The organism is Chromobacterium haemolyticum (genome assembly GCF_002081825.1).
Lineage (GTDB): Bacteria > Pseudomonadota > Gammaproteobacteria > Burkholderiales > Chromobacteriaceae > Chromobacterium > Chromobacterium fluminis.
On sequence record NZ_MUKU01000055.1, the window covers coordinates 1 to 24,240 of the forward strand.

Below are 24,240 nucleotides of genomic sequence, written 5' to 3' on the forward strand. Positions count from 1 at the left end.
GTTTTCTTGCGTACGCTTTCCAATAGCGGTCTGATCTGTTCGAACTGTTCACGACTTACGTCGCTTGGATAATGGCTTCTTCGCATGCGGCAATTATCTCAGGACGAAAAGATCGTGAACAGGCTCTTAGAAGCTGTTCATGCTCCAGGGAGCCAGGGTCGTGCGCAGCCGCTCAAGCGCTGCGCCCCACCCCGTTCTCCACCGCGAACACCGCCGCCTGCACCCGGCTGCTGAGGCTGAGCTTCTTCAGGATGTTTTGCACATGGATCTTGACCGTGCTCTCCGCCAAGTCCAGGCTGCGCGCGATTTCCTTATTACTCTTGCCCTGGGCCAGGAAGCCGAGGATTTCGCGCTCGCGCGGGGTCAGCTTATCCAGTTCCTGCTCCGCCGGTTCCACCGGCGCCGCCGCGCCGTGGCGGAACTGGGCCATCAATTTTGCGGTCATCGAATCGCTCATCACCGATTCGCCGGCGGCGGCGCGCGCCACCGCCTGGGTCAGGAAATCCGCGTCGATGTTTTTCAATAGATAGCCGCGCGCGCCGGCCTTCAGTGCCGCGGTCAGGTCGTCGGCTTCCTCGGACACCGTCAGCATCACCACTGCCCGCTTGGGCTGGTCCTGCAGCATCAAGGTCAACGCTTCCACGCCGGAGATGCCGGGCATGTTCAGGTCCAGCAGCACCACGTCCGGATCCAGCTGCTTGGCCAGCTTGACGCCCTCGGCGCCGTCGGCCGCCTCGCCGACAATGTCGAAGCCGGCCTGGCGCGCCAGCAGGGCCTTGATTCCGCTGCGGAACAAAGTGTGATCGTCCACCAGCAAAATGCGTATGGTCTGTTCAGACATCATCGAGTTCCGGGTCTTTCAAGTTCAGATATGGACAGTATGAGAGCTGTCTTGCCGCCGCGCCAGTGGCTCAAGCGGCCATGCGCCGCGCGCGCGGCAGCAGCAGGCTGACCAAGGTGCCCGCCTCCAGGGTGGATTCAATGTCCAACTGCAGGCCAGCGCGCTGCGCGCGCTCCTGCATAATGGACAGACCGAAATGGCCGTCGCCCTTGTTCCGCACGGTATCCAGATCAAAGCCGACGCCGTTGTCCAGCACGCTGAGCACGAAGACCTCGCCGTCGTCGCTGAGGCTGACCGTGATCTGGCTGGCCTCGGCGTGCTTGCGCACATTGGACAGCGCCTCTTGCAGGATAAACAGGATTTGCAGCTGTTGCTCCGGCATCAACGGCGCGCCCGCCCCGGTGGAACGCAGCTCCACCCGCAGCCCGGTCTGCTTGCGGAACTTGTCCAGCAAACTGCTCACCGCCTGACTCAGACTTTCCGACAGCTTGGAGCGGAAATTGTTGAGCAGCTCGCGCACATCGTCGTAGCTTTCCTTGACGCCGGCCTCGAACAAGGCCAGCGTGTCGTCCACCAGACCCGGATCGCCGCTGTCCAGCGCCTGTCGCATGATCTGGGTTTGCAGGTTCAGAAAAGACAGACCCTGAGCGATGCTGTCGTGCAAGCCCTGGGCCACCAGATTGCGCTCCTCCAGCACAGCCAGTTCGCGCTCCTTGGCCGCCAGCCGCAGGTTTTCAATCGCCACCGCCAGATGCTGGCCCAACATCTCCAGTTGTCGCACTTGCTGCGGCAGCAGAATGCGCGCCTGGCGAAAATGCAAATTGAAAATGCCCAGCGTGCGGTTCTGCGTCGCCACCGGAAAGGCGCTGACGACGCGGAAGCCTTCGCGGCTGCATTGTTTGTCCGGCAGACCGCGCATATTCTCCACCCGGCTCTCGGCTTTGGCGGCGGCTTCGCCGCACAGGCAGTCGCCCACTTTCAGGCAGTGTTCGTCGCGCAGCAGCCCTTCCGGCAAGCCGTCGTCGGCCACCACGAATACCATGCCCTGGCCGTAGTCGGTCAAGCGCACAGCGCCGCCGTCCGCGTCGAAAGCGCGCATCACCCGGACCAGAAAGCCCTTGCACAGCGCTTCCAGCGGCTGGGATTGATTGCAGAAGGAGGTGATTTCGTACAGCAAGGCCAATTCCTGGTTTTTCTGCTGCAGGCTGGCGGTCTTGCCGCGTACCCGCTCTTCCAGGGTGGCGTGGGATTCGGACAGACAGGCGGCCATCAGATTGAAGCCGGTGCTGACCTGGCCGAACTCGTCGTCGGTTTCCACCGGCACCCGCACGCTGTAATCGCCGGCCGCCAGCCGGCGTATGCCCTGATGCAGCTTGTCCAGCGGCCGCAGCACGATCAGCAGCATCAGATAGATCAGCGCGACGGTGCCCACCACCGCCATGCTGGCGAGCAAGAGCTGCAACAGGCGAAGGTAGTCGGTATTGCGCGCGTTGTAGGCTTCCATACCGCTGACGAAGGTGTTGATGTCCGCCACGTAGAGCGCCACCCGCTCGGCAAAGCGGGCGCCCTCCGCCGCGTTGTCGCCGGGCCGCGTCAGCGCGTCCAGCAGCACCGGTTTCAGTTGCTCGCGCCACTGCGTTTCCACCTGGGTCAGAGCCTGCTGAATATCCGCCTGACGCGGCACCAGCAGCGGCCGCGCCGGGTCGCCTCGGCGCAATCTCTGCAAGATGGCTTCGTAATTGACCATGTCGCGACGCAAGGTGTCGGCGCGCGCGCCGTCCCGGCCACTGAGCTGCAAGTCCAGCGCCAGCCGGGTCACGCGCATGCGCAGGCTCCCAGCGTCGTTGATCGCCGCCGCGCCGCCCTCTTGCTGCCAGGACAGCCATAGCGTGGCCCCGATGGAACCCAGCGCCACCAACAGAAAGACCGCCAGCACGCCGACGATCTTGGCGCTGAGCCGCTGGCCCAGCGGGCCGCCCAGCACAGGAGACACGTTCAGCCGCATTGCCGTCGCCCTAACCACCGGTCATCGACATGAAGCGCACCAGCTTTTGCGGCTTTTCGCTGAACTCATGTCTCTCCGGCTTCAGTTCAATCGCCGCGCGGATCGCCGCTTCCAGCTCAGCGTCGGAAATACCGGCGCGCAACAAGGGGCGCAGTTCGAAACTTTCTTCCTGGCCCAGACACATGTAGAGGGTGCCGTCCACCGACAACCGTACCCGGTTACAGGTGGCGCAGAAGTGTTGGGATATGGGGGTGATCAGGCCCAGCGAGAAACCGCCGTCCCGGGTTTTCCAGTAGCGGGCCGGGCCGCCGCCCAGGGTGGCGGCCTGTTCCACAAGGTCGAACTCGGTTTGCAGCTGACGCAGCACCGGCTGCAAGTCCAGATAGCTGGCGGCGCGGCCGGTATCGCCCATCGGCATGGCTTCGATCAGCCGCAGCACGAAGCCATGCTCGATACAGAAGGCGACCATGGCGCCGATGTCGGCGTCGTTGACATCCTTCATCGCCACCATATTGATCTTGATTGGGGAAAAGCCGGCGTCCTTGGCCGCCATCAAGCCTTCCATCACCCGCGGCAGGCTATCGCTGCCGGTGATGTCGTGCACGCAGTCGCGGCGCAACGAGTCCAGACTGACGTTGACGCGGCTCACCCCCGCGGCGCGCAGCGCCTGGGCATGGCGCGCCAGCTGAGTGGCGTTGCTGGTCAGCGACAGATCGTTGAGGCCGGGCAGCGCGGACAGGCGCGCCGCCAGCTCCGGCAGATTGCGGCGCAGCAGCGGCTCGCCGCCGGTCAGCCGCAACCGCCGGGTGCCCAGGCGCGCGAAAGCCCCCACCACGCGTTCTATCTCGTCGAAGGTCAGCCAGTTGGCCGGTTCCTCGAAGCCTTTGAAGCCTTTGGGCAGGCAGTAATTGCAGCGCAGGTCGCAACGGTCGGTCACGGACAAACGCAGGTATTCGATGGAGCGCCCGAAGCGGTCGGTAAGCATGAGTTCCTCCATGGCAGCCAATGATACCGCTTAGTCGCAACCAAGTGGCCCGGCTGTCGCCGCCAATCTGATATTTCCTGATTCTATTTTACTAGCTAGACCAATAATCCGCAGTCCAACCAAAGCACGCTGGCCCCTAGTCACTTCTAACTAGGGGCCAGCCGGCAGAATTGAAGCCTGAGGACAGCGTCGAAGCGACGCAGATCGTAAACAGGTTTTCAGGCGTGCTTGAACTTATCCACCAGCTCCACCAGTTCGCTGGCCGAGGCGTTGAGCCGGTCGGACAAATCCGCCACCTCCTGCACCAGGCCGGAATTCTCCTCCGCAAGCGAGGCGATCACGCTGATATTGTTGGCCACCTCCCCGCTAGCCGCGGTCTGCTGCGCCATCGCCGCCGCGGTGCCCTGGCTCTTGGCCGCCGCTTCGCTGGCTTCCTCATGGATTTCGTCCAGATCGTTGACGGTCTGGCCCACCAGCTCCAGGCCGGACTCCATGCGCTGACGCGCCTCCTGCATATGGTGGGCGGCGGTTTGGGTCTCGCCGCGGATGTCCTCGATCAAAGAGGTGATGTCCAACGTCTCCTTGCCGGTGCGTTCAGCCAGCTTGCGCACCTCGTCCGCCACCACGGCGAAGCCGCGCCCCATCTCGCCGGCGCGCGCCGCCTCGATCGCCGCGTTCAAGGCCAGGAGATTGGTCTGATCTGCAATCTCGCGAATGGCGGTGATGATGGAGCGAATATCCTCGGACTTCTGCTGCAAGGACTCTATCCGGCCGCCGGCGTCGTCCAGCACCGACGAAGTCTGATTCATGGCCTGAGTGGTGCTGCGCATGCGCTCGCGCCCGTCGCTGACGCTGCTCTGCATCTGCTGCGCCACGTTCAAAGACAGGCGGGTGTTGGCGCTGACCGATTCTATGCCGGCGCTCATCTCTTCCACCGCAGCGGCGATGCCCGCGGCCGAGTGGCTCTGGGTCTCAGAGGCCTTGGCCGCGCGGTGGGAAATCGCCAGCATCGCATGCGCCGCCTCCACCAAACTATGGGCGTTGTGATTGACTTGATTCAGGGTGCGGGCGAAGGCCTCCACCAAATGATCGAAAGCCTTGCCCATGCGCGCGATTTCATCATGGCCGCGGATGTTGGCGCGCGGCCGCAGGTCGAAATCCCGGCTCATTGAGGTCATCAGCAGTTCCAGCCGCTGCACCGGCACATGGATGCCGCGATAGATGGCGAAACCCAAGCCGCCCAAAGCCAGAATCACCAGGGCGGAGCCGCCCAGCGTCACCCACAGGTCGACGCGGGCCTGGGACACTTTGGCCGCCACCTGAGCCGCCAGATCGGACAACAGCTTGTCCTGCAGCGTTTTCAGCGCGCCGATGCGCTGGGTCGCCGCCTGAAACCACGCCGCCGGCGCCACGCCGGCAGGCTGGCCCAGGACCTGGCCCAAGAGTTTATCGCGCAGCGCCTGCAAGGCCTTGGCCTCGTCGCCTCCCTCCACCGAATCCGCCTGGGCGCGCAGCGCTTCGTCCGCCATCAGCCGCAGCTGGCCGGCGCAAGCGTCCTGCTTGGCTTTGAGGCCCACCGCCTGGGCGAAGCTTTTTTGGTCGAAGGCGCCGCCGTTAAGCACGCCGTTGACGTAGCCGCGCTCTCGGCCGGCGAACTCCTTCTCGCATTGCAAGCTGAGCAGGGCCGCGGTGCTGCGCAGCAGATCGCCGTCGCTATTCGCCTGCGCCAGCTTGGCGATCAGGCCGATCAGGGCGTCGATGCGGCTGGAATAAGCGGCGAAGGCTTCCCCCGGCGGCGTCGCGCGTTTTTCCACGCTGTCGCGCAACTGGGACAGGCTGTCCAACTGCCCGCTCAAGGCGGACAGATCGCCGGCCAGGCTGCTGGCGGCGTGATTGGCCGCCTCGTCGCGGAAGGCGGCCAAGTCCTTGTCGCTGACCGAGCGCGCCTGTTGCAAGGGCGGCGGCAGGCCGGCGGCCTGGCCGCTGAGGAAGCCGTTGCTCAGGCCGCGTTCAGTCTGCAAATCATGGATCAACTGGCTGGAACGCGCCGCCACCTGGATCAGGCGATCCGAGCGTTGCAGTTCCGACAGGGTCTGAAAGCGATCGACGGCCAGCACCGAGGCCAGGCCGATCAGGGCGGCGGAAAACGGCAGCAGCAGCAATAGCAGCTTGCTGGCGAGGGATAGCCTGGACAGCATGGCGGGCTCCGATCTCTATTGGCTGTTTCTTATGGTTTTCCATGACAATGGAAACCAACACCCATCAATATAGATCAAGCCCGGCCCATGCTGAATACGGCGATGTGACTAATGACTATGGTCGACGGGACGCTCAGCAGCGGCTTTTCTTGGCCTGTCCCGGCGGGCAGAAATAGCCCTTGTCGCGGTGGTGGCGATGACGGTGCTTGCGATAACGGCGGCCATCGTCGTCATGGCGTTCCGACGCCGCCGGCTTGCCATAGTCGTGGCCGATGGCCGCGCCGGTCGCGCCGCCCAGCGCGCCGCCGACGATGGTGGACGTGTCCGCCATGGCGGCGGAGGCCAGGCCGGCCAGGCTCAGCGAAACGATGACAAGTGCGCGTTTCATGCAGCTAACTCCCGAGTTTAAACAGATGGCGCAGCTTAACCGTTTGGTTGACCGCCGGCTGTTTCGAATTGTTAGGGATTGTTCGCTCTTGTTATCGCTACACAACTTATCGAGTTTATATGTAGCCTGATGGCATGAAAAACGGCGAAGCACCTTGGTGCGCTCCGCCGCGTCGTCATGCAAATCTTGGCAAGCCCGCCGGATCAACCCCGCGGCCGCACCAGCTGCCAGGCCCGGCCCAGGTAGGTCACCGCGCCGAAGCCGCTCCACACGTGTACCAGACGGGTGAACGGGAAGATCACAAACAAGCTCATGCCCATGAACAAGTGCGCCTTGAACACCGGCGAGGCGTCGACGATGAAGAAGGCCGCGTCGCCGCGCAAGGTGACGATGTGCTGGGCCCAGTTCATCAGCAACACCATCTCGTGGCCGTCCAGGTGCTGCGCCGACACCGCGATGGTGCTGAGACCCAACAACAAGGTGGCCAGAATCCACAGCAACACCAGCTTGTCGCGCCAGGTGGTGTTGGCCGCCAGCCTGTCGCAGGTGAAGCGGCGGTGCAGCAGAATCAGAATGCCAATCAGGCACAGGCCGCCCATGATGCCGCCGGCCGTCATCGCGAACACTTGCTTGAAGCTGTGGCTGACGCCCAGCGCGTCCCACACCGCCACCGGGGTCAGCAGCCCCACCAAATGGCCGAAGAACAGGCCGATGATGCCGAGATGGAACAGGATGTTGCCCAGCCGCAACTGGCCGCGATACAGCAGCTGCGAGGATTCGCTCTTCCAGCTGTATTGCTCGCGGTCAAAGCGGATCAGGCTGCCCAGCAGGAACACCGCCAGCGCGATGTAGGGGTAGATGCCGAATACGAATTGGTGCAGATAGTTCATGTTGCTCTCCTGGCAGCGGGATTCAGCCCTGCGGCCGCTGCGGGTAAAAATTCACCGGGGCGATGGCCGGCCGCGCCGGCTTCAGCAGCGGCTCCACGCCGTCGGCGCCGGGGCCGAAGGTCTCCAGCATCTCGTCCATGTCGCGCACCGGCGGCACGGTCAGCGCCTCCGGCGTCACCGGCGACAGCAGCACCAGGCCCTGCAGCACGCCGGCGTAGTGGGAGTGACTGTCGGCCAGCTTGCCGGCCACATGGGCGATCACGTGCACCGCGTCCGAAAGCAGCCGGGTGGCCTCTTCCGGCTGGCACTGCGCCAGGAACTCGAGAAACAGCGGCAGATAGTCCGGCAGCTCGTTGCCCGCCGGCTCGAAGCCCTGGGCCTGGTATTCCGCCAGCAGGTCCACCATGGCCTGACCGCGGGCGCGGTCCTCGCCGTGGATGTGCTCGAACAGATGCAGCGAATGGCAGGGGTTGCGGTCGAAGGTCTGCACATAGCGTTCTTGCAGGGTGATCAGATCCTCGCCTTCCAAGGACAGCAGCAGCGGCTCCAGCAGCCGGGCGATGCGCGGCTCCGCCGCGACTTCGACGCGGATGTCGTCCGCCGCCGCGACCAGGTCCGGCTCCGGGTAGCACAGCAGCGCCGATAAGGCTTGATAGATGCGCATGGCGTTCTCCCTCACTGACCGGAATTGGACTTGCGGTCGCGCCGCATGTCGTGGAACACGATGGGGGTGGCTTTCTTCTTGCCGAACAAGCTGGCGTCGGACTCGCCGCCGGAGCAGCCGTTGCCGAAGGTGAAGCCGCAGGACGCCTTGTCCTCGAAAGTGTTTTCCACCAGTTCCTTGTGGCTGGACGGAATCACGAAGCGGTCTTCGTAATTGGCGATGGCCATCACCTGGTACATTTCCTCCACCTGGGCCGGATTCAAATGGGTGCCCTTGAGGGAGGCGGCGTCGGACACCTTTTCCACACTCTTCTTGCGCATATAGCGCCGCATCGCCACCATGGTTTCCAGCGCTTTCACCACCGGCTCTTCCTTGCCTGCCGTCAGCAGATTGGCCAGGTACTGGATGGGGATGCGCAGATCCTTGACGTCCGGGATGATGCCGTTCTCGCCGATCAGGCCGTTTTCCATCGCGGACTGGATGGGCGACAGCGGCGGGATGTACCACACCATCGGCAGGGTCCGGAATTCCGGATGCAGCGGGAAGGCCACTTTCCACTCCATCGCCATCTTGTAGACCGGGGAGTGCTGCGCGGCGTCGATCCAGCTTTGCGGAATGCCCTGCTTCTGCGCCTCGGCGATCACTTCCGGCGCGTTCGGGTCCAGGAACACGCCCAGCTGCGCTTCGTACAAGCTCTTCGGGTCTTCCACCGCGGCGGCTTCGTCTATCTTGTCGGCGTCGTACAAGAGCACGCCCAGATAGCGGATGCGGCCAACACAGGTTTCCGAGCACACCGTCGGCTGGCCGCCCTCGATGCGCGGGTAGCAGAAGGTGCACTTCTCGGCCTTGCCGGAGGTCCAGTTGTAATAGATCTTCTTGTACGGGCAGCCGGACACGCACATGCGCCAGCCGCGGCATTTGTCCTGATCGATCAGCACGATGCCGTCGTCTTCGCGCTTATAGATGGAGCCGGACGGACAGGACGCGACGCAGGCCGGGTTCAGACAGTGCTCGCACAGCCGCGGCAGATACATCATGAAGGTGTTCTCGAAGGCCGAGTACATCTCCTTCTGGATGCCTTCGAACAGAGCGTCCTTGCTGCGCTTGGAGAATTCGCCGCCCAGATCGTCCTCCCAGTTCGGGCCCCATTCGATCTTGTCCATCTTCTTGCCGGTCAGCACCGACACCGGCCGCGCGGTGGGCGGGGTCTGCATTTCCGGCGCGTTCTGCAGGTGTTCGTAGTCGTAGGTGAACGGCTCGTAGTAATCGTCAATCGCCGGCATATTGGGGTTGGCGAAGATATTGCCCAGGATTTTCAGCCGGCCGCCCTGACGCGGCTCCAGCTTGCCGTTGGGCTTGCGCACCCAGCCGCCCTTCCACTTTTCCTGGTTTTCCCATTCCTTGGGGTAGCCGATGCCGGGCTTGGTTTCCACGTTGTTGAACCAGGCGTATTCAATGCCGTCGCGGCTGGTCCAGACGTTCTTGCAGGTGACCGAACAAGTGTGACAGCCAATGCACTTGTCCAGATTCAACACCATGCCGATTTGAGCGCGGATTTTCATTGTTGCTCTCCTGCCGGACTATTCATCCAGTCCACTGTGTTCATCTTGCGCACCACCACGAATTCGTCGCGGTTGGCGCCCACGGTGCCGTAGTAGTTGAAGCCCCAGGACAGCTGCGCGTAGCCGCCTATCATGTGGGTGGGCTTGGTCACCGCGCGGGTTACCGAGTTGTGGATGCCGCCGCGCTTGCCGGACACTTCCGCGCCCGGCACGTTCACGATCTTCTCCTGGGCGTGGTACATCAGCGTCATGCCCTGCGGCACCCGCTGCGACACCACGGCGCGGGCGGTCAGCGTGCCGTTGGCGTTGAACACCTCGATCCAGTCGTTGTCCACGATGCCAGCCTTCTTGGCGTCGTCCTCGGACAGCCACACGTTCGGGCCGCCACGGCTCAGGGTCAACATGCGCAGGTTGTCGGAGTACGTGCTGTGGATGCCCCACTTCTGGTGCGGGGTCAGGAAGTTCAGCACCAGTTCATGGTTGCCGTTGCCATGCTTGCCCAGCACCGCCTGGGTGGTTTTCAGATCCACCGCCGGCTTGTACACGCACAGGCCTTCGCCGAAGGCGCGCATCCACTGGTGATCCTGATAGAACTGCTGGCGGCCGGTGATGGTGCGCCAGGGAATCAGCTCGTGCACATTGGTGTAGCCGGCGTTGTAGCTGACTTCTTCGCTTTCCAGGCCGGACCAGGTGGGCGAGGAGATGATCTTGCGCGGCTGCGCCTGCACGTCGCGGAAGCGGATGCTGTCGTGCTCGCGCGGCTTGGCCAGATGGGTGTGGTCGCGGCCGGTGATCTTGGACAGAGCGTCCCAGGCCTTCACCGCCACGTGGCCGTTGGTTTCCGGCGCCAGGGTCAGAATCATCTCGGCGGCGTCGATCGCGGTTTCCAGCTTGGGCTGGCCCTTGCCGGCGCCTTGGCTCGCCACTTGGTTCAGGCCGCGCAGGATGTCCACTTCATGGCCGGTTTTCCAGTTGATGCCCTTGCCGCCGTTGCCGGCTTTTTCCAGCAAGGGGCCGATGGTGGTGAACTTGTCGTAAATCGCGCCGTAGTCGCGCTCCACCACCGTCATCTTGGGCATGGTCTTGCCCGGCACCGGCTCGCACTCGCCTTTTTTCCAGTCCTTGGGATCGAAGGGCTGGCCCAGTTCTTCCGGGGTGTCGTGCATCAGCGGGGTCAGCACCAGATCCTTTTGCACGCCCAGATAGTCCTTGCCCAGCTCGGACAGCTTCTTGGCGAAGCCCTTGTAGATCTCCCAGTCGGTGCGGGACTGCCACAAGGGCTGCACCGCTTCGGACAGCGGGTGGATGAAGGGGTGCATGTCCGAGGTGTTGAGGTCGTCCTTCTCGTACCAGGTGGCGGTGGGCAGCACCACGTCGCCGTACAAGCAGGTGGTGGACATGCGGAAGTCCAGCACCACCAACAGGTCCAGCTTGCCTTCCGCCGCCGGACGCATGGTGATCTCGGTGGGCTTGATGCAGTCGTCTTCCGAATTCAGCACCGCGTTCTGGGTGCCCAGCAGGTATTTGAGGAAGTATTCGTGGCCCTTGCCGGAGCTGCCCAGGATGTTGGAACGCCACACAAACATATTGCGCGGGAAGTTCTGCGGATTGTCCGGGTCGTTGCAGGCCAGGTCCAGCTTGCCGGACTTGAGGCCGTCCACCACGTAGGTTGCGGCGTCCTGGCCGGCGGCTTCCGCGGCGCGGGTCACGTCCAGCGGGTTGGCGGACAGCTGCGGCGCGGACGGCAGCCAGCCCATGCGTTCCGCCTTGGCGTTGTAGTCGATCAGCGCCATGCCGGCCATACGGCCGTCAGCCGTCGGCGCCAGGATTTCGCCGACGCCCAGTTTTTCATGCCGCCACTGGCTAGTGTGGGCGTAGAAGAAGCTGGTGCCGTTCATCTGCCGCGCCGGGCGGTTCCAGTCGCCGGCGAAGGCCAGCGGCGCCCAGCCGGTTTGCGGGCGCAGTTTTTCCTGGCCCACGTAGTGGCACCAGCCGCCGCCGGACTGGCCGATGCAGCCGCACAGCATCAACATATTGATGATGCCGCGGTAGGTCATGTCCATGTGGTACCAGTGGTTCAGCGCCGCGCCGACAATCACCATGGACTTGCCCTGGGTCTGGTCCGCGTTCTGCGCGAACTCGCGCGCTACCTGGATCACCAGTTCCGGCTTCACGCCGGTGTGCTTTTGTTGCCAGGCCGGGGTGTAGGGCACATCGTCCATGTAGTCGGCGGCGACGTTGCCGCCGCCCAGGCCGCGATCTATGCCGTAGTTGGCCGCCATCAGGTCGAATACCGTGGCCACCAGGGTTTCGCTGCCGTCGGCCAGACGAATGCGCTTGGCCGGCACATTGCGGGTCAGCAGTTCATCGTGCTCGGCGCCGAAGTAAGGGAAGCCCACGCCCACCACCGCATCGCTTTCTTTGATCAGCGACAGCTTGGCGGACACCTCGCGGCCATTGCCGCCGTCCTTCTGCTCCAGGTTCCACTTGCCAGCCTTGCCCTCGGCCTGGCCCCAGCGGAAGCCGATGGAGCCGTTGGGCGCGACGATGTCGCCGCTGGCCTCGTCGATGAGCAGGGTTTTCCAGTCCGGGTTGTTGTCTTCGCCCAGGCCGCCTTCCAGATGGGAGGCGCGCAGGAAGTAGTCCGGGAGGTAACGCTCGCCGTCTTGCTTCAGCGCCACCAGCATCGGCATGTCGGTATAGCGGCGGATGTAGTCGGTGAAATAGCCGGACGGCTTATCGAGGTGGAACTCCTTGAAGATCACATGGCCCATCGCCATGGCCATCGCGGCGTCGGTGCCCTGCTTGGGCGCCATCCAGATATCGCCGAACTTGGCCATTTCGCCAAAGTCGCTGGACACCGCCACCGTCTTGGTGCCCTTGTAGCGCACCTCGGTGTAGAAATGGGCGTCCGGGGTGCGCGTCATCGGCACATTGGAGCCCCACACCATCAGATAGGTGGAGTTGTACCAGTCCGCGGATTCGGCCACGTCGGTCTGCTCGCCCCAGGTCTGCGGGCTGGCCGGCGGCAAATCGCAGTACCAGTCGTAGAAGGACAGCGGCACCCCGCCGATCAGGCTGAGGTAACGGCTGCCGGCGGCGTAGGACACCATGGACATCGCCGGAATCGGCGAGAAGCCCACCACGCGGTCCGGGCCGTATTTCTTAATGGTGAAAGCGTTGGCGGCGGCCACGATCTCATTGGCCTCGTCCCAGCTGGCGCGCACGAAACCGCCCTGGCCGCGCTTGGATTTGTACTGCTTGGCCAGTTCCGGCGTCTGGCTGATCTTTTCCCAGGCCTCCACCGGGCTCAGGGTCTGGCGCGCTTCGCGCCACAGTTTGGCCAGACGGCCGCGGATCATCGGATATTTGACGCGCTGGGCGGAGTAGACGTACCAGCTGTAGGACGCGCCGCGCGGACAGCCGCGCGGTTCGTGATTGGGCAGGTCCGGCCGGGTGCGCGGGTAATCGGTCTGCTGGGTTTCCCAGGTGATCAGGCCGTTCTTCACATACACCTTCCAGCTACAGGAGCCGGTGCAGTTCACGCCGTGGGTGGAACGCACCACCTTGTCGTGCTGCCAGCGCTGGCGGTAGGCGTCTTCCCAACCGCGATCCTCGTTGACGACGGCGCCGTGACCATTGGCAAAGGTGGAGCGGGTCTTGCCCAGGAAATTCAAACGGTCGAGAAAGTGACTCATCTTGCCTCCAAATATCGGGGTCCGCGCCGTGCGGGCCGGCGGCTCCAGCCACCGGGGGAAACGGACCTTTTCACTTGATTGCAAGCTTAGAACGCGCCGGCAAGCGCCGACATTCGCCGAAGGTCGACGCCGGGCGGCGCATTGGCACTAGTCACGATTAGTACTTTGGCGAGAAGAACTAGCCAGAAAGAACTAGTTGCGACAAGAGGCGCTTGTCGCGGAAAAATAAAACGTTATAACATAACAAAAACAGTGAAAGCCAAGCGCTCTCTCCATCCGCATCGCCATCACCTAATCGGACCCATACCATGACGCCCACCCTCTCCCCCGCCGCCGCGCCATCCGCGGACGCCAGACTGCCGGTCACCGTGCTGTCCGGTTTCCTCGGCGCCGGTAAAACCACCTTGCTCAACCACATCCTCAACAACCGCGAGGGCCGCCGCGTGGCGGTGATCGTCAACGATATGAGCGAGGTCAATATCGACGCCGCCCTGGTGCGCGAAGGCGGCGCCGCGCTGTCCCGCACCGAGGAAAAACTGGTGGAGATGAGCAATGGCTGCATCTGCTGCACCCTGCGCGAAGACCTGCTGCTGGAAGTGTCGCGGCTGGCGCGCGAAGGCCGCTTCGACCAACTGGTGATCGAATCCACCGGCATCGCCGAACCCCTGCCAGTGGCGGAAACCTTCACCTTCGCCGACGAGCAAGGCCGCAGCCTGGCCGATTCCGCGCGGCTGGACACCATGGTCACCGTGGTGGACGCCTGTCACTTCCTGCGCGATTACGCCTCGCGCGATCAGCTGCGGCAACGCGGCGAATCCCTGGGCGAGGCCGACGAACGCACGGTGGCGGACCTATTGATCGAACAAGTGGAGTTCTGCGACGTGATCGTGCTCAACAAGACCGATCTGATAAACGCCGCGGACAAGGAACGGCTGGCCGGCATCCTGCTCCAGCTCAACCCGCGCGCCCGCATCGTCGAAGCCCGCTTCGGCCAGGTGCCGCTGGACACGGTGCTCAACACCGGCCTGTTCGACTTCGACGCCGCCGCCGACGCCCCCGGCTGGCTCAGCGAGCTGCGCGGCGAGCACACGCCGGAAACCGAGGAATACGGCATCGCCAGCTTCGTCTACCGCGCGCGCCGCCCCTTCCACCCGCAGCGCTTCTTTGAACTGGCGCAACGGGAATGGCCCGGCGTGCTGCGCTCCAAGGGCTATTTCTGGCTGGCCAGCCGCCCGGCTCACGCCCAACTGTGGTCGCAGGCCGGCGCGGTGTGCCGCCACGAACTGGCCGGCCAGTGGTGGGCCGCCACCCCGCGCGAACACTGGCCGCAGGACGAAGACAGCCTGCGCCAGATCGAAAGCCACTGGCGGGACGGCATCGGCGACGCGCGCCAGGAACTGGTGCTGATCGGCATCGCCATGGACGAAGCGGAACTGCGCCGGCAATTGGACGCCTGCCTGCTGGACGAGGCCGAAATGGCCGCCGGCCCGGCCGCCTGGGCGCTGCTGCCGGACCCGTTCCCGCCGCTGGAAACCGCCGCTGAGGACGCCGCATGAACGCCCCGCTGCCCGACATCGCGCGCAGCGGCGCCGCCGCCGCGCTGCTGCCCTTGAACTGGGTGGGCATGGACGGCATCGCGCTGCCGCTGCGGCTGGCGGACGCCGCCCAAGGCTGCGTCGCCGCCCGCGCCAGCGTGCAAGTCAACCTGCCCCGGCCGGCGATCAAGGGCATCCACATGTCCCGGCTCTACCGCTTGCTGCAAGCCCACGCCGACGCCGCGCCGCTCAACCCGGACGCCCTAAGCCGACTGCTGCAGGCGATGGCGGACAGCCACGCCGACTGCGGCAGCGACGCCGCCCGCGCGGAATTCCGCTTCGAACTGCTGTGCCAGCGCCCAGCGCTGGCCACGCCGGGCCTGTCCGGCTGGAAAGCCTACCCCGCCGCGCTGGGCGCCGAACTCGACGGCGACGGCTGCCGGCTATGGGCCGAAGTGGAAATCGCCTACTCCTCCACCTGCCCCTGCTCCGCCGCGCTGGCGCGCCGGCTGATCGCCGACGCCTTCCTCCAACAGAACTGCGCGGCCACGCCGGACGCGGTCCACGCCTGGCTGCTGGAACACGCCACCCTGGCCACCCCGCACAGCCAGCGCAGCCAGGCGCGGCTGCGCTTCGACATCCCCGCCGACGCCGCCGGCTGGGAGCTCGCGGCGCGCATAGACCTGGCCGAGCAGGCGCTGGCCACCCCGGTGCAAACCGCGGTCAAGCGCGCCGACGAACAAGCCTTCGCCGCGCTCAACGGCGCCAATCTGATGTATGTGGAAGACGCCGCGCGCCGGCTGCAAGCGGCGCTGGCCGGCCACGGCCTGAGCCGGGTCGACGTGCGCCATCAGGAAAGCCTGCACCCGCACGACGCGGTGGCCGCCAGCCAGCTCTCATAATTTATCCACGATCTCGCGAGCAAGAGCGAGACAAGGCGAGAACAGCGGAGAAAGCGGAATGTACATTCGGTACATGAGCATTTCGAAGATGTTCTCAACGCCGTATCGCCGCAGCGCAGCAGATCGTGAACACACTCTCAGGGAGCAGCGCTTGATACGCAAAAACCCCTCCGGCCACCTGCCGGTAATCGCCGAATCCGCCTACGTCGACAAGACCGCCATCCTCTGCGGCAAGATCATCGTCCACGACCATGTCTTCATCGGCCCCTACGCAGTGATCCGCGCCGACGAAGTGGACGCCAACGGCGAGATGGAGGCCATCGTCATCGGCCCCCACTCCAATATCCAGGACGGCGTGGTCATCCACTCCAAGGCCGGCGCCGCCGTCGCCATAGGCGCGCACACCTCCATCGCCCACCGCTCCATCATCCACGGCCCCTGCACCGTGGGCGAACGCGTCTTCGTCGGCTTCAACAGCGTGCTGTTCAACTGCCGCGTCGGCGACGGCTGCGTGGTGCGCCACAACGCGGTGGTGGACGGCTGCGAACTGCCGGCCGGCTGCTACGTGGCCTCCACCGAACGCATAGGCGCGGCCAGCGACACCGCGCGCCTGCCCAAAGCCAGCGTCTCCGCCGCCGAATTCTCCGAAGACGTGCTGCGCGCCAACAGCGAACTGGTGCGCGGCTACAAAGCGCTGCAAAACGAGTTCTGAATGAGCGACATCCTGATCCGCAACGCCCGCCTGGTCAGCGACGGCCGCGAGTGGGAAGCCGACCTGCGCGTCGGCAACGGCCGCATCCGCCGCATCGATGCCAGCCTGCCCGGTCGCCCCGGCGACATCGACATCGACGCCGCCGGCCAATGGCTGCTGCCCGGCATGATCGACGACCAAGTCCACTTCCGAGAACCCGGCGCGCCGCACAAGGGCAGCATCGCCAGCGAATCCCGCGCCGCGGTGGCCGGCGGCGTCACCAGCTTCATGGACATGCCCAACACCCGGCCGGCCACAACCAGCCTGGAGGCGCTGGCGGACAAGGAAAGCCGCGCCGCCGCCGGCTCGGTGGCCAATTACGGCTTCCATCTGGGCGCCACCCGCCACAATCTGGACCTGATCGCCGCGCTGCCGCCCAACCGCGCCGCCGGCGTCAAAGTGTTCATGGGCGCCAGCACCGGCGACCTGCTGCTGGACGACCCGGCCGCGCTGGAACGGCTGTTCGCCGCCTGTCCGCTGCCCATCCTCACCCACTGCGAACACACGCCGCGCATCCGCGAACGCGAAGCCGCCTGGCGGCTGCGCTTCGGCGACGACATCCCGCCGGACCAGCACCCGCTGATCCGCGATGTCGAAGCCTGCTATCAGTCCACCCGGCTGGCGGTGGACCTGGCGCGGCGCCACGGCAGCCAGCTGCATGTGCTGCACCTGAGCAGCGCGCGCGAACTGGAGCTGTTCCAGCCTGGTCCCGTCGCCGGCAAGCGCATCACCGCCGAAGCCTGCGTCCACCACCTGCTGCTGGACGACGGCGACTACGCCCGCCTGGGCCACCTGATCAAATGCAATCCGGCGATCAAAAGCCGCGCCGACCGCGACGCGCTGCGCCAGGCGCTGCGCGACGGCCGCATCGATCTGATCGGCACCGACCACGCGCCGCATGCCTGGGAGGAAAAACAGCAGCCCTACACACAGGCCCCGGCCGGCCTGCCGCTGGTCCAGCACGCGCTGCCGGCGCTGCTGGAATTGGTGGCCGACGGCGAACTGACGCTGCCGCAACTGGTGGACAAGACCAGCCACGCGGTGGCCACCCGCTTCGCCATCGCCGAACGCGGCTATCTGCGCGAAGGCTATTGGGCCGATCTCACGCTGGTGCAGCGCCTGCCCGCGCCGCGCCCGGTCTGCCGCGACGCCCTGCTGGCTCATTGCGGCTGGACCCCCTTCCCGCATCTGGCCTTCCGCCACGCGGTCAGCGCCACCATCGTTTCCGGTCAATTGGCTTGGTTCCAGGGCCGCCTCCAGCCGGACTGCCAGGGCCTGCCGCTGCGGTTTGTGCGTTGAGGGCCGGTCACGGGATCATTGCTTAATACATTGAATCCGCTTCGCGGATGGTAATTTTCATTGCCGGGGCTGCCCGGCGGGCAGGGAAAGGATATTTGCTTGGCCAAATATCCTCTCCACTCCTAAAGGCCACCCTGCAAGCCTGGCCTGCGGCTACCCGCCGGGCCCCGTCAGGCCCGAGGCGCGGCGGAACTCTCTACGTGCGAATCTTTGATTCGCTCAGTGATGGCGCGCTAACGTCGCGCTGCTCGAACAAGCAGCCGCTTAAAACGAGCGAAGCGAAGTTTCTGCGTAGCTAAAACCTCGGGCCTGCCACCCGACGGCAGGCTTGAAGGGGCCTAGGGCAAGTCGGATACGTGGTTTTCCATGCATCTAGTCATGTCTCAGCACACTAGAAAAATCGTGAGCAGACGCCAAAAACGCAAAAAGCCGCCGTTTGTCGCCAAACGACGGCTCAAGCTTTCCCCGGCGGGGATCACCCGCCGCTTGGTCTTGCCATGCCCTGCCAGCGCGCTATTGAGATGCCCGCATACCCCGACCAAGGCGCCGCCACCGTCTTGCCATGCGGCACAGCAACATACGGGCCAAGGGGCGCAGCAAGAGACTCCGCACTTAGAGCCGCTAAGAAAACCTCGCAGAGAACCTGAGCCAAGGCGCGCCGACGCAGGCAGTACAAGTCGTACGACAAGGAGGCGCAACGCAGGATCAGGGGTTTTGTTAGCGGGTCCTAAGCGCGACGATAAGCAACGCTCATCTGGTCAGGGTCGGGGGAAAACAAGGTTCGCGGAACGCGACTCGAATCAATCATGATGACGTCTCCGATATGGGTTACACCTGCTTCCCGCTGTCAAACGGGAGCGGCAGGCACCTGGCAGGGTTGACAGACCGGCATATCGGAACCGGCAGCCCGTGAAGGCTCCCCGCCAGCGCCCGCCTTAACATTTACGCCGATACCGACCATGCCGCACGATAGCATGGCGAAAAGGGTTGGCTAAACGGCCAAATACGTCAAGCCAAGGCGGTCTAATTGAAACCGCATCGCCATTCCGCCCCCCTCCCCCCAATAAAAACCGGCGGCCAATAAAATGCCAAAAACATTTAAATACCCATCTGTCACGCCAATAGAAACAACGATAAAGTTCTTATAAAACCATCTTTATTTAATACTTTCCTAAAAAGCAATTTAATAATCAAAATCAATGACATAGAACTGTAATTATTTACCATTGACCTCAAAAAACAAACAGCGGAATACTGTAAATATAAAATTCAATCATTTACAAAAATGATCACAACAATGGCTCGCTCGCTTCATTCCATCACTTAGGAGCGCCATATGCGATTGTATAAAAGCCTTGCCCTTGCCGCGGGCCTGATTCCCTTATTGTCCGCATGCGAAACCGACGAAGCCAGTCCCTTTTCCGCCGGATCGGTACAGACTGTTAATTTCAAACAGGCCGCCAGTTCCGTCATCAAAACCGATTTCGAAATCTTCAAGCAATGCGCGGACAACTGCATTCTCTCGCCGGCGGAACCGGGCAAATTCATCAGCACCTCATTGCCGCTGCAAATCACCCCGTCGCCGGACGAAGGCGTGCTGTATTACTCGATGTTCGTGCAAGACCGTCTCATCGCCGCGGCCAATAATAGCGCCACCATCAAGATCGATGAATTCGCCAAGGTCCGGATCAACGACGGCCAAAGCACCGGCCACGCGCCGGGCACTTTGACCATTGAACTGGCCGCCCCAGACGGCAAGGTCAAGACATTCACCCATAAGCGCCGCACCGAATGGTTCACGCTGAATTGGGTGGTGCCTATCGGCAAAGACGCGCCCACCAGCATCAAGCTGTTCATCATGGACATGGACAGCAATAAGAAGATCGTCGATCACTCGCCGCTGTACAGCGTGGACCTGGACAACGCCGCGCTGGCGCGCTGGCCGGACAAGGCCAAGCTGGCGTTCAGCTCCGCCAATCCAAGAAACGACATCATCCTGTCTTGGCCGGGCGTGGGCTACACCGCCGCGCCCACGCAGCACAACCGGCAAAAGCGCTGGAGCGAATGGCATAGCGGCGTCCTGCTGTGCTGGCTGGACCCACTGGACGCCATCTACAACTACGTCACCCAAAACCGCTGCCAATTGAACAAGACCTGGGAAGGCAAGCTGTACCAGGTGGTGGCCGGCAAGCCGCAGATCAATGAATTCAAACCGCTGGCCAAAGCGCCCATCCAGCACCGGGTGCACTTCAGCAAGGAAAACGCCTTGGGCGCGCTGTCCGCCCACCGCGTCTGCGGCATTCCGCTGGAATCCCTGGCCCGCAGCCGCCAGCCCAGGGGCTGGGAAGAACTGTCCGCTTGCGGCTTCCGGGTGGAAAACATCGTCGGGCTATACATCGCCACCCGGCTATCCTTCGACCGTTTCCGCCAGGTGGTCGATGACTTGATCCATTCCCGCCCGGTCAGCGGCGCGCAAGATCCGGAGGCGCTGGAGCAATTGGGCACCGCGGTGCGCGAAACGCCGGAACTGGCCCGCGAAGGCCTGGCCGAGGCGGAAGCGCGCTTGAACGCCTATCGCGCCAACCACGCCGGCGCCAGCGCCGACGACGCGCAAAGAGCGGACGTGCTGTCGCTGACTTGCCCGGCCGACAGCGAGCCCTGCGCCGCCGCCAATGCCGACGGCGCCCACGTCAACCGCGAGTACCACCCCGGCTCAAGCTTCTTCGCGCCGGGCGAAGCGGTGGAATTCCTCGCCAACGGCACCACCGGCAACTGGAGCCAGGAGCGCCTGCTAGCCACCCATCAGCGGCTGTTGAACCAGGACTATGTCTTCGCCGGCTATCACGGCGGCTCCCGCGCCGCCGCCACAAGCATCGTCACCGCCGGCATCACCCGCCGTTCCCAGGAGCTGCAACCGATCTGGCGCGGTCTCTACATCGCCGGCGATCCGAATGTCGCCTACGGCTACGCGCTGGACAACGACTCCGGCGCCACCGGCATCATGATGCGCGTCTACGTGCTCAGAACCGCTCTACCCCAATTGTTCCGCACCAGCCAGCCGCTTAGCGACGAGGCCGCGGCGCTCAGGGAGATCAGCCGCTTGCTCGGCCGCAACGTCACCTTGAACAGCCTCTTGGGCTATGAGTCGATCACCGGGCCTCAAGACCCCGGCGAGGCGGATGAAACCATTCTGGGCTGGGATATGGCGGAACACGCGGTGGCGATTCCGTCGATGATTCAGGGCAACAACAGCGTGCGGCCCATCAATGTGCCGGACTACGAGAAGAAGATCAGCGCTCTGCCTGACTACGTCACCAAGCGCTGACCACCATCAGGCCCTGGGAAAGCGCCCTCTGGCTTTCCCACGGCCCTGGCGCAAAAAAAGCCCGCTGTTTCCAGCGGGCCAAGTCTTACCCCAATTATGATTAAGCGGCTCAAGCCTCCGTGGCGGCCAGTTCCCGGCTCGCGTCCGGCGCCGGCCGCGCCAGCAGCTCCATCCACTTGCGGCAGGCGGAGAGCAGGATCACCAGGCCCAGCGCCAGCATGGCAATGGAGATGGCGGCGTTGAACAGGTTGTAGCCCTTGGCCGCCGGGTTCAGATAAACGTGCTTGATCATCCAGTAGCCGGCGTAATTGACGGTGACGTAGAGATAAGCCAACGGCACTAGGCAGGTCATCATGTAAGCGCGCTTGTGCGACAGCCGCAGGATAATGGTGGCGCCGATGATCAGGCCGATGGACGCCATCAGCTGATTGGACACGCCAAACAGCGCCCACACCGAATTGATGTCGCCGGAGTTCAGCAGATAGCCCCACAGCAGGCAGGCCACCACCGAAGCGCCGATGGCGCCGGGCATCCAGTCGGTGCGTTTGAGCGGCGCCCAGGCATCGCCAACGAAATCCTGGATCAGATAGCGGGCGACGCGGGTGCCGGAATCAATGGCGGTGAGGATGAACACGGCTTCGAACATCACCATGAACTGGAAGAAGTAAGACGCCAGATTATGGAACCAGGGGATGCGGGTGAAAATGTCCGCCATGCCCACCGCTAGCGTCACCGCGCCGCCGGTGCGGCCGTACAGGTCCAGGCCGATTTCCTGGGACAGCTGCGGCAGGTTCACCACCTGCATGCCCAGCTTGGCGAAGACATCCGGCGCGGAGTTGATGGCGAAGTAATCCGCCGGATGCAGCGCGGTGGCAGCGATCAGCGCCATCACCCCCACCACGCATTCAGCCAGCATCGCGCCGAAGCCCACCGGCAGGATGTCGCTCCAGCGGTCTATCTGCTTGGGCGTGGTGCCGGAGCCGATGAAGGCGTGGAAGCCGGAAATGGCGCCGCAGGCGATGGTGATGGAGATGAACGGCCATACCGGGCCGGCCAGCACCGGGCCGCCGCCGTGGATGAACTGGGTGACGGCGGGGAACTGGATTTGCGGATTGATGAACACCACGCCCACCACCAACAGGCCGAACACGCCTATCTTCATGAAGCTGGATAGACAGGCCCGCGGGGTCAGCAGCATCCACACCGGCAGCGCGGTGGCGAAGAAGGCGTAGATGGGCAGCAGCAGGGACACGGTGGACGCCTTCAGCGTCAGCAGCTCGCCCAGCGCGGTGCCCTGGATGTAGGGGCCGGCGAACACGCAGGCCATGATGGCGGCGACGCCCACATAGCTGGCGTTCTTCATGCTGCCGGTGACGCGCTCCCACAGGCCGACGGCGATGGCGATGGGAATGGTCATGCTCACCGCGAACGCGCCCCAGGGATTGCGCTCCAGCGCGTGCACCACCACCATGGACAAGCCGGCCATGGTGATGGTGATGATGAACAGCATGGCCAGGCCGGTACACCAGCCGGCCCAGGGGCCCAGCTCGGTCTTGGCCACTTCCGACAGCGATTTGCCGTGATGCTTCATCGAGGCGAACAACACCACGGTGTCGTGCACCGCGCCGCCGATCACACAGCCGATCAACAGCCACAGCATGCTGGGCAGATAGCCGTACTGGGCGGCCAACACCGGCCCCACCAACGGGCCGGCCGCCGCGATGGCGGCGAAGTGGCCGCCAAACGCCACCCACTTGCTGGTGGGCACATAGTCCTTGCCGTCCTTTAATTCATGCGCCGGGGTCACGGCGCTATCATCGACACCCAATACCTTGCGCGTGAAGAACACCCCGTACAGGCGGTAGCAGATGGCAAGTATGCAAAGGGTGGCGATCACGAAGGTCAATGCGTGATCCATTTTTGTCAGCTCCGGTGATAGTCTCACCCAGAACTTACGCGCGGGCGCGGCCTCCGTGGGGCGGAAACCGGCTCAGCGGCAGCATGGCGGCACCAGCGGCGGCCAGAGCGGGGCGAACGGTGCCCCGAACGTGCTGACGATCTCGGGGGAGACAAAGCGAAACCGGCCGAGAAAGCGGGAAGGGTCAAGCGGTACATGAGCATTTCGAAGCCGTACTCACCGTGTAATGCTCCACGACGCGCAGCAGGCTTTGAACAGCTTATCAAGGCTGCCAGTTCTGGTAAGGCTTATGCACCTTGGCGTAGGCTTTTTGCAGTTCTCCGCTGGCGCGCGCGGCGCGGATGGCTTCTCCCAACGCGTGGTTGACGAAGTCACCGCGCCGGGTGCAAGGCAAAAAGAAAACATCGGGATAGTCGTCGAAGTGCTCGCGATGTATCGACTTCAAGCCATCTTTGCGGAGAATGAAATCAGCCTCCTCCTGCGCCCATATCACCGCGTCGATACGGCCGAAGTTCAGCCTTTTCAGCGACAACTCTAGATTAACTATGCTCTTGGTGGGGAAGCCCCAGTTCACCGGCGAAGCCTCTACCGAGTACTTGGCGAGATTGGCCATTTTCAAGATGTCCGGCTTGCTCAGCGGCTTGGCCTTGTTGGAATACAACACAAAAGTCACCTTACCTAGCAGCTCGCGCGAGTATTGGTATGGAGTTCCGCCATCCGCTGTCTCGCGGACTTTCATGACCGGAAAGCGGAAGTCGGCGCTGCGGGCTTCCGAATCAAGTACCGCGCGCCTCACCGGCTCAATGCTGAAGGTGATCTTGCCTCGCGAATAGTGCCGTGCCAGCACATGGATCAGATCCGGAAACGGCCCGGACTCGATATTTTCCATCAAATGCGGCAAAAAGATGCCGATGCCGTGGATGTCTGGTTTGTTGACCTCCTCGGCGCTCTCCTGCACAACAGTGCCGTTGCACGCCAGCGCGCTGCCGGTTAGCAGCAAACACCCAGCTCCCTGTTTCCATGTCCCCATGCCCCCACTCCTTCGTTTGTTGTCAGAAGAGCTAGCCTGGCCGTCCCATATTACCCGAATGCTTAAACCTGCTTATGATCAGTTGCTCGTGGTGAAACGCAACACGATGAGTGCGCCCTTGGTGATCTTCCCCCTCCAGCCATACCAGCGATAAGGAGAGAAGTCCTAGGTTTGCATGGTAGTGGTACTGCTTGATAGTTCGGTGGTCCGCTGCTGGCGATAGCGTGCCGCAAACACTGCTGGTGGTAT

At 63.6% G+C, this 24,240-nt stretch carries 16 protein-coding genes and 1 pseudogene; 5 read left to right on the forward strand and 12 right to left on the reverse strand.

Features of this window, described 5'->3' with window-relative positions:
- The 10 genes and pseudogenes from B0T39_RS25360 to B0T39_RS23590 all read right to left on the reverse strand — a co-directional run.
- Positions 1-86, reverse strand: a pseudogene (locus B0T39_RS25360) (IS5/IS1182 family transposase); the annotation flags it as partial.
- Positions 87-172: 86 nt separating this feature from the next.
- Entirely contained in the window at positions 173-841 is a 669-nt protein-coding gene (locus B0T39_RS23550; protein WP_081551081.1) for a response regulator, read from the reverse strand.
- Positions 842-911: 70 nt separating this feature from the next.
- Entirely contained in the window at positions 912-2,846 is a 1,935-nt protein-coding gene (locus B0T39_RS23555) for a type IV pili methyl-accepting chemotaxis transducer N-terminal domain-containing protein (RefSeq protein WP_081551052.1), read from the reverse strand.
- Positions 2,847-2,856: 10 nt separating this feature from the next.
- Positions 2,857-3,831 (reverse strand): GTP 3',8-cyclase MoaA, encoded by a 975-nt coding sequence (gene moaA / locus B0T39_RS23560; protein ID WP_081551054.1) that lies wholly within the window; start codon positions 3,829-3,831, stop codon positions 2,857-2,859.
- Between the two features lie 218 nt (positions 3,832-4,049).
- Entirely contained in the window at positions 4,050-6,029 is a 1,980-nt protein-coding gene (locus B0T39_RS23565) for a methyl-accepting chemotaxis protein (RefSeq protein WP_081551056.1), read from the reverse strand.
- Positions 6,030-6,162: 133 nt separating this feature from the next.
- Entirely contained in the window at positions 6,163-6,417 is a 255-nt protein-coding gene (locus B0T39_RS23570; RefSeq protein ID WP_081551058.1) for a hypothetical protein, read from the reverse strand.
- A gap of 203 nt (positions 6,418-6,620) precedes the next feature.
- On the reverse strand, positions 6,621-7,307 hold the full coding sequence (gene narI / locus B0T39_RS23575) for a respiratory nitrate reductase subunit gamma (protein ID WP_081551060.1): 687 nt from the start codon (positions 7,305-7,307) through the stop codon (positions 6,621-6,623).
- A gap of 22 nt (positions 7,308-7,329) precedes the next feature.
- Positions 7,330-7,971: a nitrate reductase molybdenum cofactor assembly chaperone gene (gene narJ, locus B0T39_RS23580; protein ID WP_081551062.1), complete on the reverse strand. Its 642-nt coding sequence runs from the start codon at positions 7,969-7,971 to the stop codon at positions 7,330-7,332.
- An 11-nt stretch (positions 7,972-7,982) separates the two neighbouring features.
- Complete coding sequence (gene narH / locus B0T39_RS23585) at positions 7,983-9,533, reverse strand: nitrate reductase subunit beta (RefSeq protein WP_081551064.1); 1,551 nt, start codon at positions 9,531-9,533, stop codon at positions 7,983-7,985.
- The gene (locus tag B0T39_RS23590) at positions 9,530-13,231 is read right to left on the reverse strand and encodes a nitrate reductase subunit alpha (protein WP_081551066.1); all 3,702 of its coding nucleotides are present in this window, start codon (positions 13,229-13,231) and stop codon (positions 9,530-9,532) included. The genes narH and B0T39_RS23590 overlap by 4 nt, the downstream gene beginning before the upstream one ends.
- Before the next feature lie 308 nt (positions 13,232-13,539).
- Between B0T39_RS23590 and zigA the strand changes: the two genes are divergently transcribed.
- The 5 genes from zigA to B0T39_RS23615 all read left to right on the forward strand — a co-directional run bounded on the left by zigA (position 13,540) and on the right by B0T39_RS23615 (position 21,043).
- A complete protein-coding gene (gene zigA / locus B0T39_RS23595) occupies positions 13,540-14,787 on the forward strand; it encodes a zinc metallochaperone GTPase ZigA (RefSeq protein WP_081551069.1) in 1,248 nt (415 codons plus the stop codon).
- Entirely contained in the window at positions 14,784-15,668 is an 885-nt protein-coding gene (gene folE2, locus B0T39_RS23600; protein ID WP_081551071.1) for a GTP cyclohydrolase FolE2, read from the forward strand. Before zigA ends, folE2 begins: the two co-directional genes overlap by 4 nt.
- Before the next feature lie 151 nt (positions 15,669-15,819).
- A complete protein-coding gene (locus B0T39_RS23605; RefSeq protein WP_048409814.1) occupies positions 15,820-16,380 on the forward strand; it encodes a carbonate dehydratase in 561 nt (186 codons plus the stop codon).
- Positions 16,381-17,718 (forward strand): dihydroorotase, encoded by a 1,338-nt coding sequence (locus tag B0T39_RS23610; RefSeq protein ID WP_081551073.1) that lies wholly within the window; start codon positions 16,381-16,383, stop codon positions 17,716-17,718. It begins immediately after the preceding gene.
- A 1,336-nt stretch (positions 17,719-19,054) separates the two neighbouring features.
- The gene (locus tag B0T39_RS23615) at positions 19,055-21,043 is read left to right on the forward strand and encodes an exotoxin A binding domain-containing protein (RefSeq protein ID WP_081551075.1); all 1,989 of its coding nucleotides are present in this window, start codon (positions 19,055-19,057) and stop codon (positions 21,041-21,043) included.
- A 109-nt stretch (positions 21,044-21,152) separates the two neighbouring features.
- On the opposite strand, the gene B0T39_RS23620 is transcribed toward B0T39_RS23615, so the two are convergent.
- Both B0T39_RS23620 and B0T39_RS23625 read right to left on the reverse strand, forming a co-directional pair.
- Positions 21,153-22,961, reverse strand: coding sequence for a carbon starvation CstA family protein (locus B0T39_RS23620; RefSeq protein WP_081551077.1), 1,809 nt, complete (start codon positions 22,959-22,961; stop codon positions 21,153-21,155).
- Positions 22,962-23,223: 262 nt separating this feature from the next.
- A complete protein-coding gene (locus B0T39_RS23625; protein WP_141111382.1) occupies positions 23,224-23,991 on the reverse strand; it encodes an amino acid ABC transporter substrate-binding protein in 768 nt (255 codons plus the stop codon).
- Positions 23,992-24,240: the final 249 nt, after the last annotated feature.

Excerpts from the sequence above, each read along its gene's own strand:
- B0T39_RS23550 (WP_081551081.1), bottom strand. The coding sequence starts at position 841 with ATGTCTGAACAGACCATACGCATTTTGCTGGTGGACGATCACACTTTG.
- B0T39_RS23555 (WP_081551052.1), bottom strand. The coding sequence starts at position 2,846 with ATGCGGCTGAACGTGTCTCCTGTGCTGGGCGGCCCGCTGGGCCAGCGG.
- moaA (WP_081551054.1), bottom strand. The coding sequence starts at position 3,831 with ATGCTTACCGACCGCTTCGGGCGCTCCATCGAATACCTGCGTTTGTCC.
- B0T39_RS23565 (WP_081551056.1), bottom strand. The coding sequence starts at position 6,029 with ATGCTGTCCAGGCTATCCCTCGCCAGCAAGCTGCTATTGCTGCTGCTG.
- B0T39_RS23570 (WP_081551058.1), bottom strand. The coding sequence starts at position 6,417 with ATGAAACGCGCACTTGTCATCGTTTCGCTGAGCCTGGCCGGCCTGGCC.
- narI (WP_081551060.1), bottom strand. The coding sequence starts at position 7,307 with ATGAACTATCTGCACCAATTCGTATTCGGCATCTACCCCTACATCGCG.
- narJ (WP_081551062.1), bottom strand. The coding sequence starts at position 7,971 with ATGCGCATCTATCAAGCCTTATCGGCGCTGCTGTGCTACCCGGAGCCG.
- narH (WP_081551064.1), bottom strand. The coding sequence starts at position 9,533 with ATGAAAATCCGCGCTCAAATCGGCATGGTGTTGAATCTGGACAAGTGC.
- B0T39_RS23590 (WP_081551066.1), bottom strand. The coding sequence starts at position 13,231 with ATGAGTCACTTTCTCGACCGTTTGAATTTCCTGGGCAAGACCCGCTCC.
- zigA (WP_081551069.1), top strand. The coding sequence starts at position 13,540 with ATGACGCCCACCCTCTCCCCCGCCGCCGCGCCATCCGCGGACGCCAGA.
- folE2 (WP_081551071.1), top strand. The coding sequence starts at position 14,784 with ATGAACGCCCCGCTGCCCGACATCGCGCGCAGCGGCGCCGCCGCCGCG.
- B0T39_RS23610 (WP_081551073.1), top strand. The coding sequence starts at position 16,381 with ATGAGCGACATCCTGATCCGCAACGCCCGCCTGGTCAGCGACGGCCGC.
- B0T39_RS23615 (WP_081551075.1), top strand. The coding sequence starts at position 19,055 with ATGCGATTGTATAAAAGCCTTGCCCTTGCCGCGGGCCTGATTCCCTTA.
- B0T39_RS23620 (WP_081551077.1), bottom strand. The coding sequence starts at position 22,961 with ATGGATCACGCATTGACCTTCGTGATCGCCACCCTTTGCATACTTGCC.
- B0T39_RS23625 (WP_141111382.1), bottom strand. The coding sequence starts at position 23,991 with ATGGGGACATGGAAACAGGGAGCTGGGTGTTTGCTGCTAACCGGCAGC.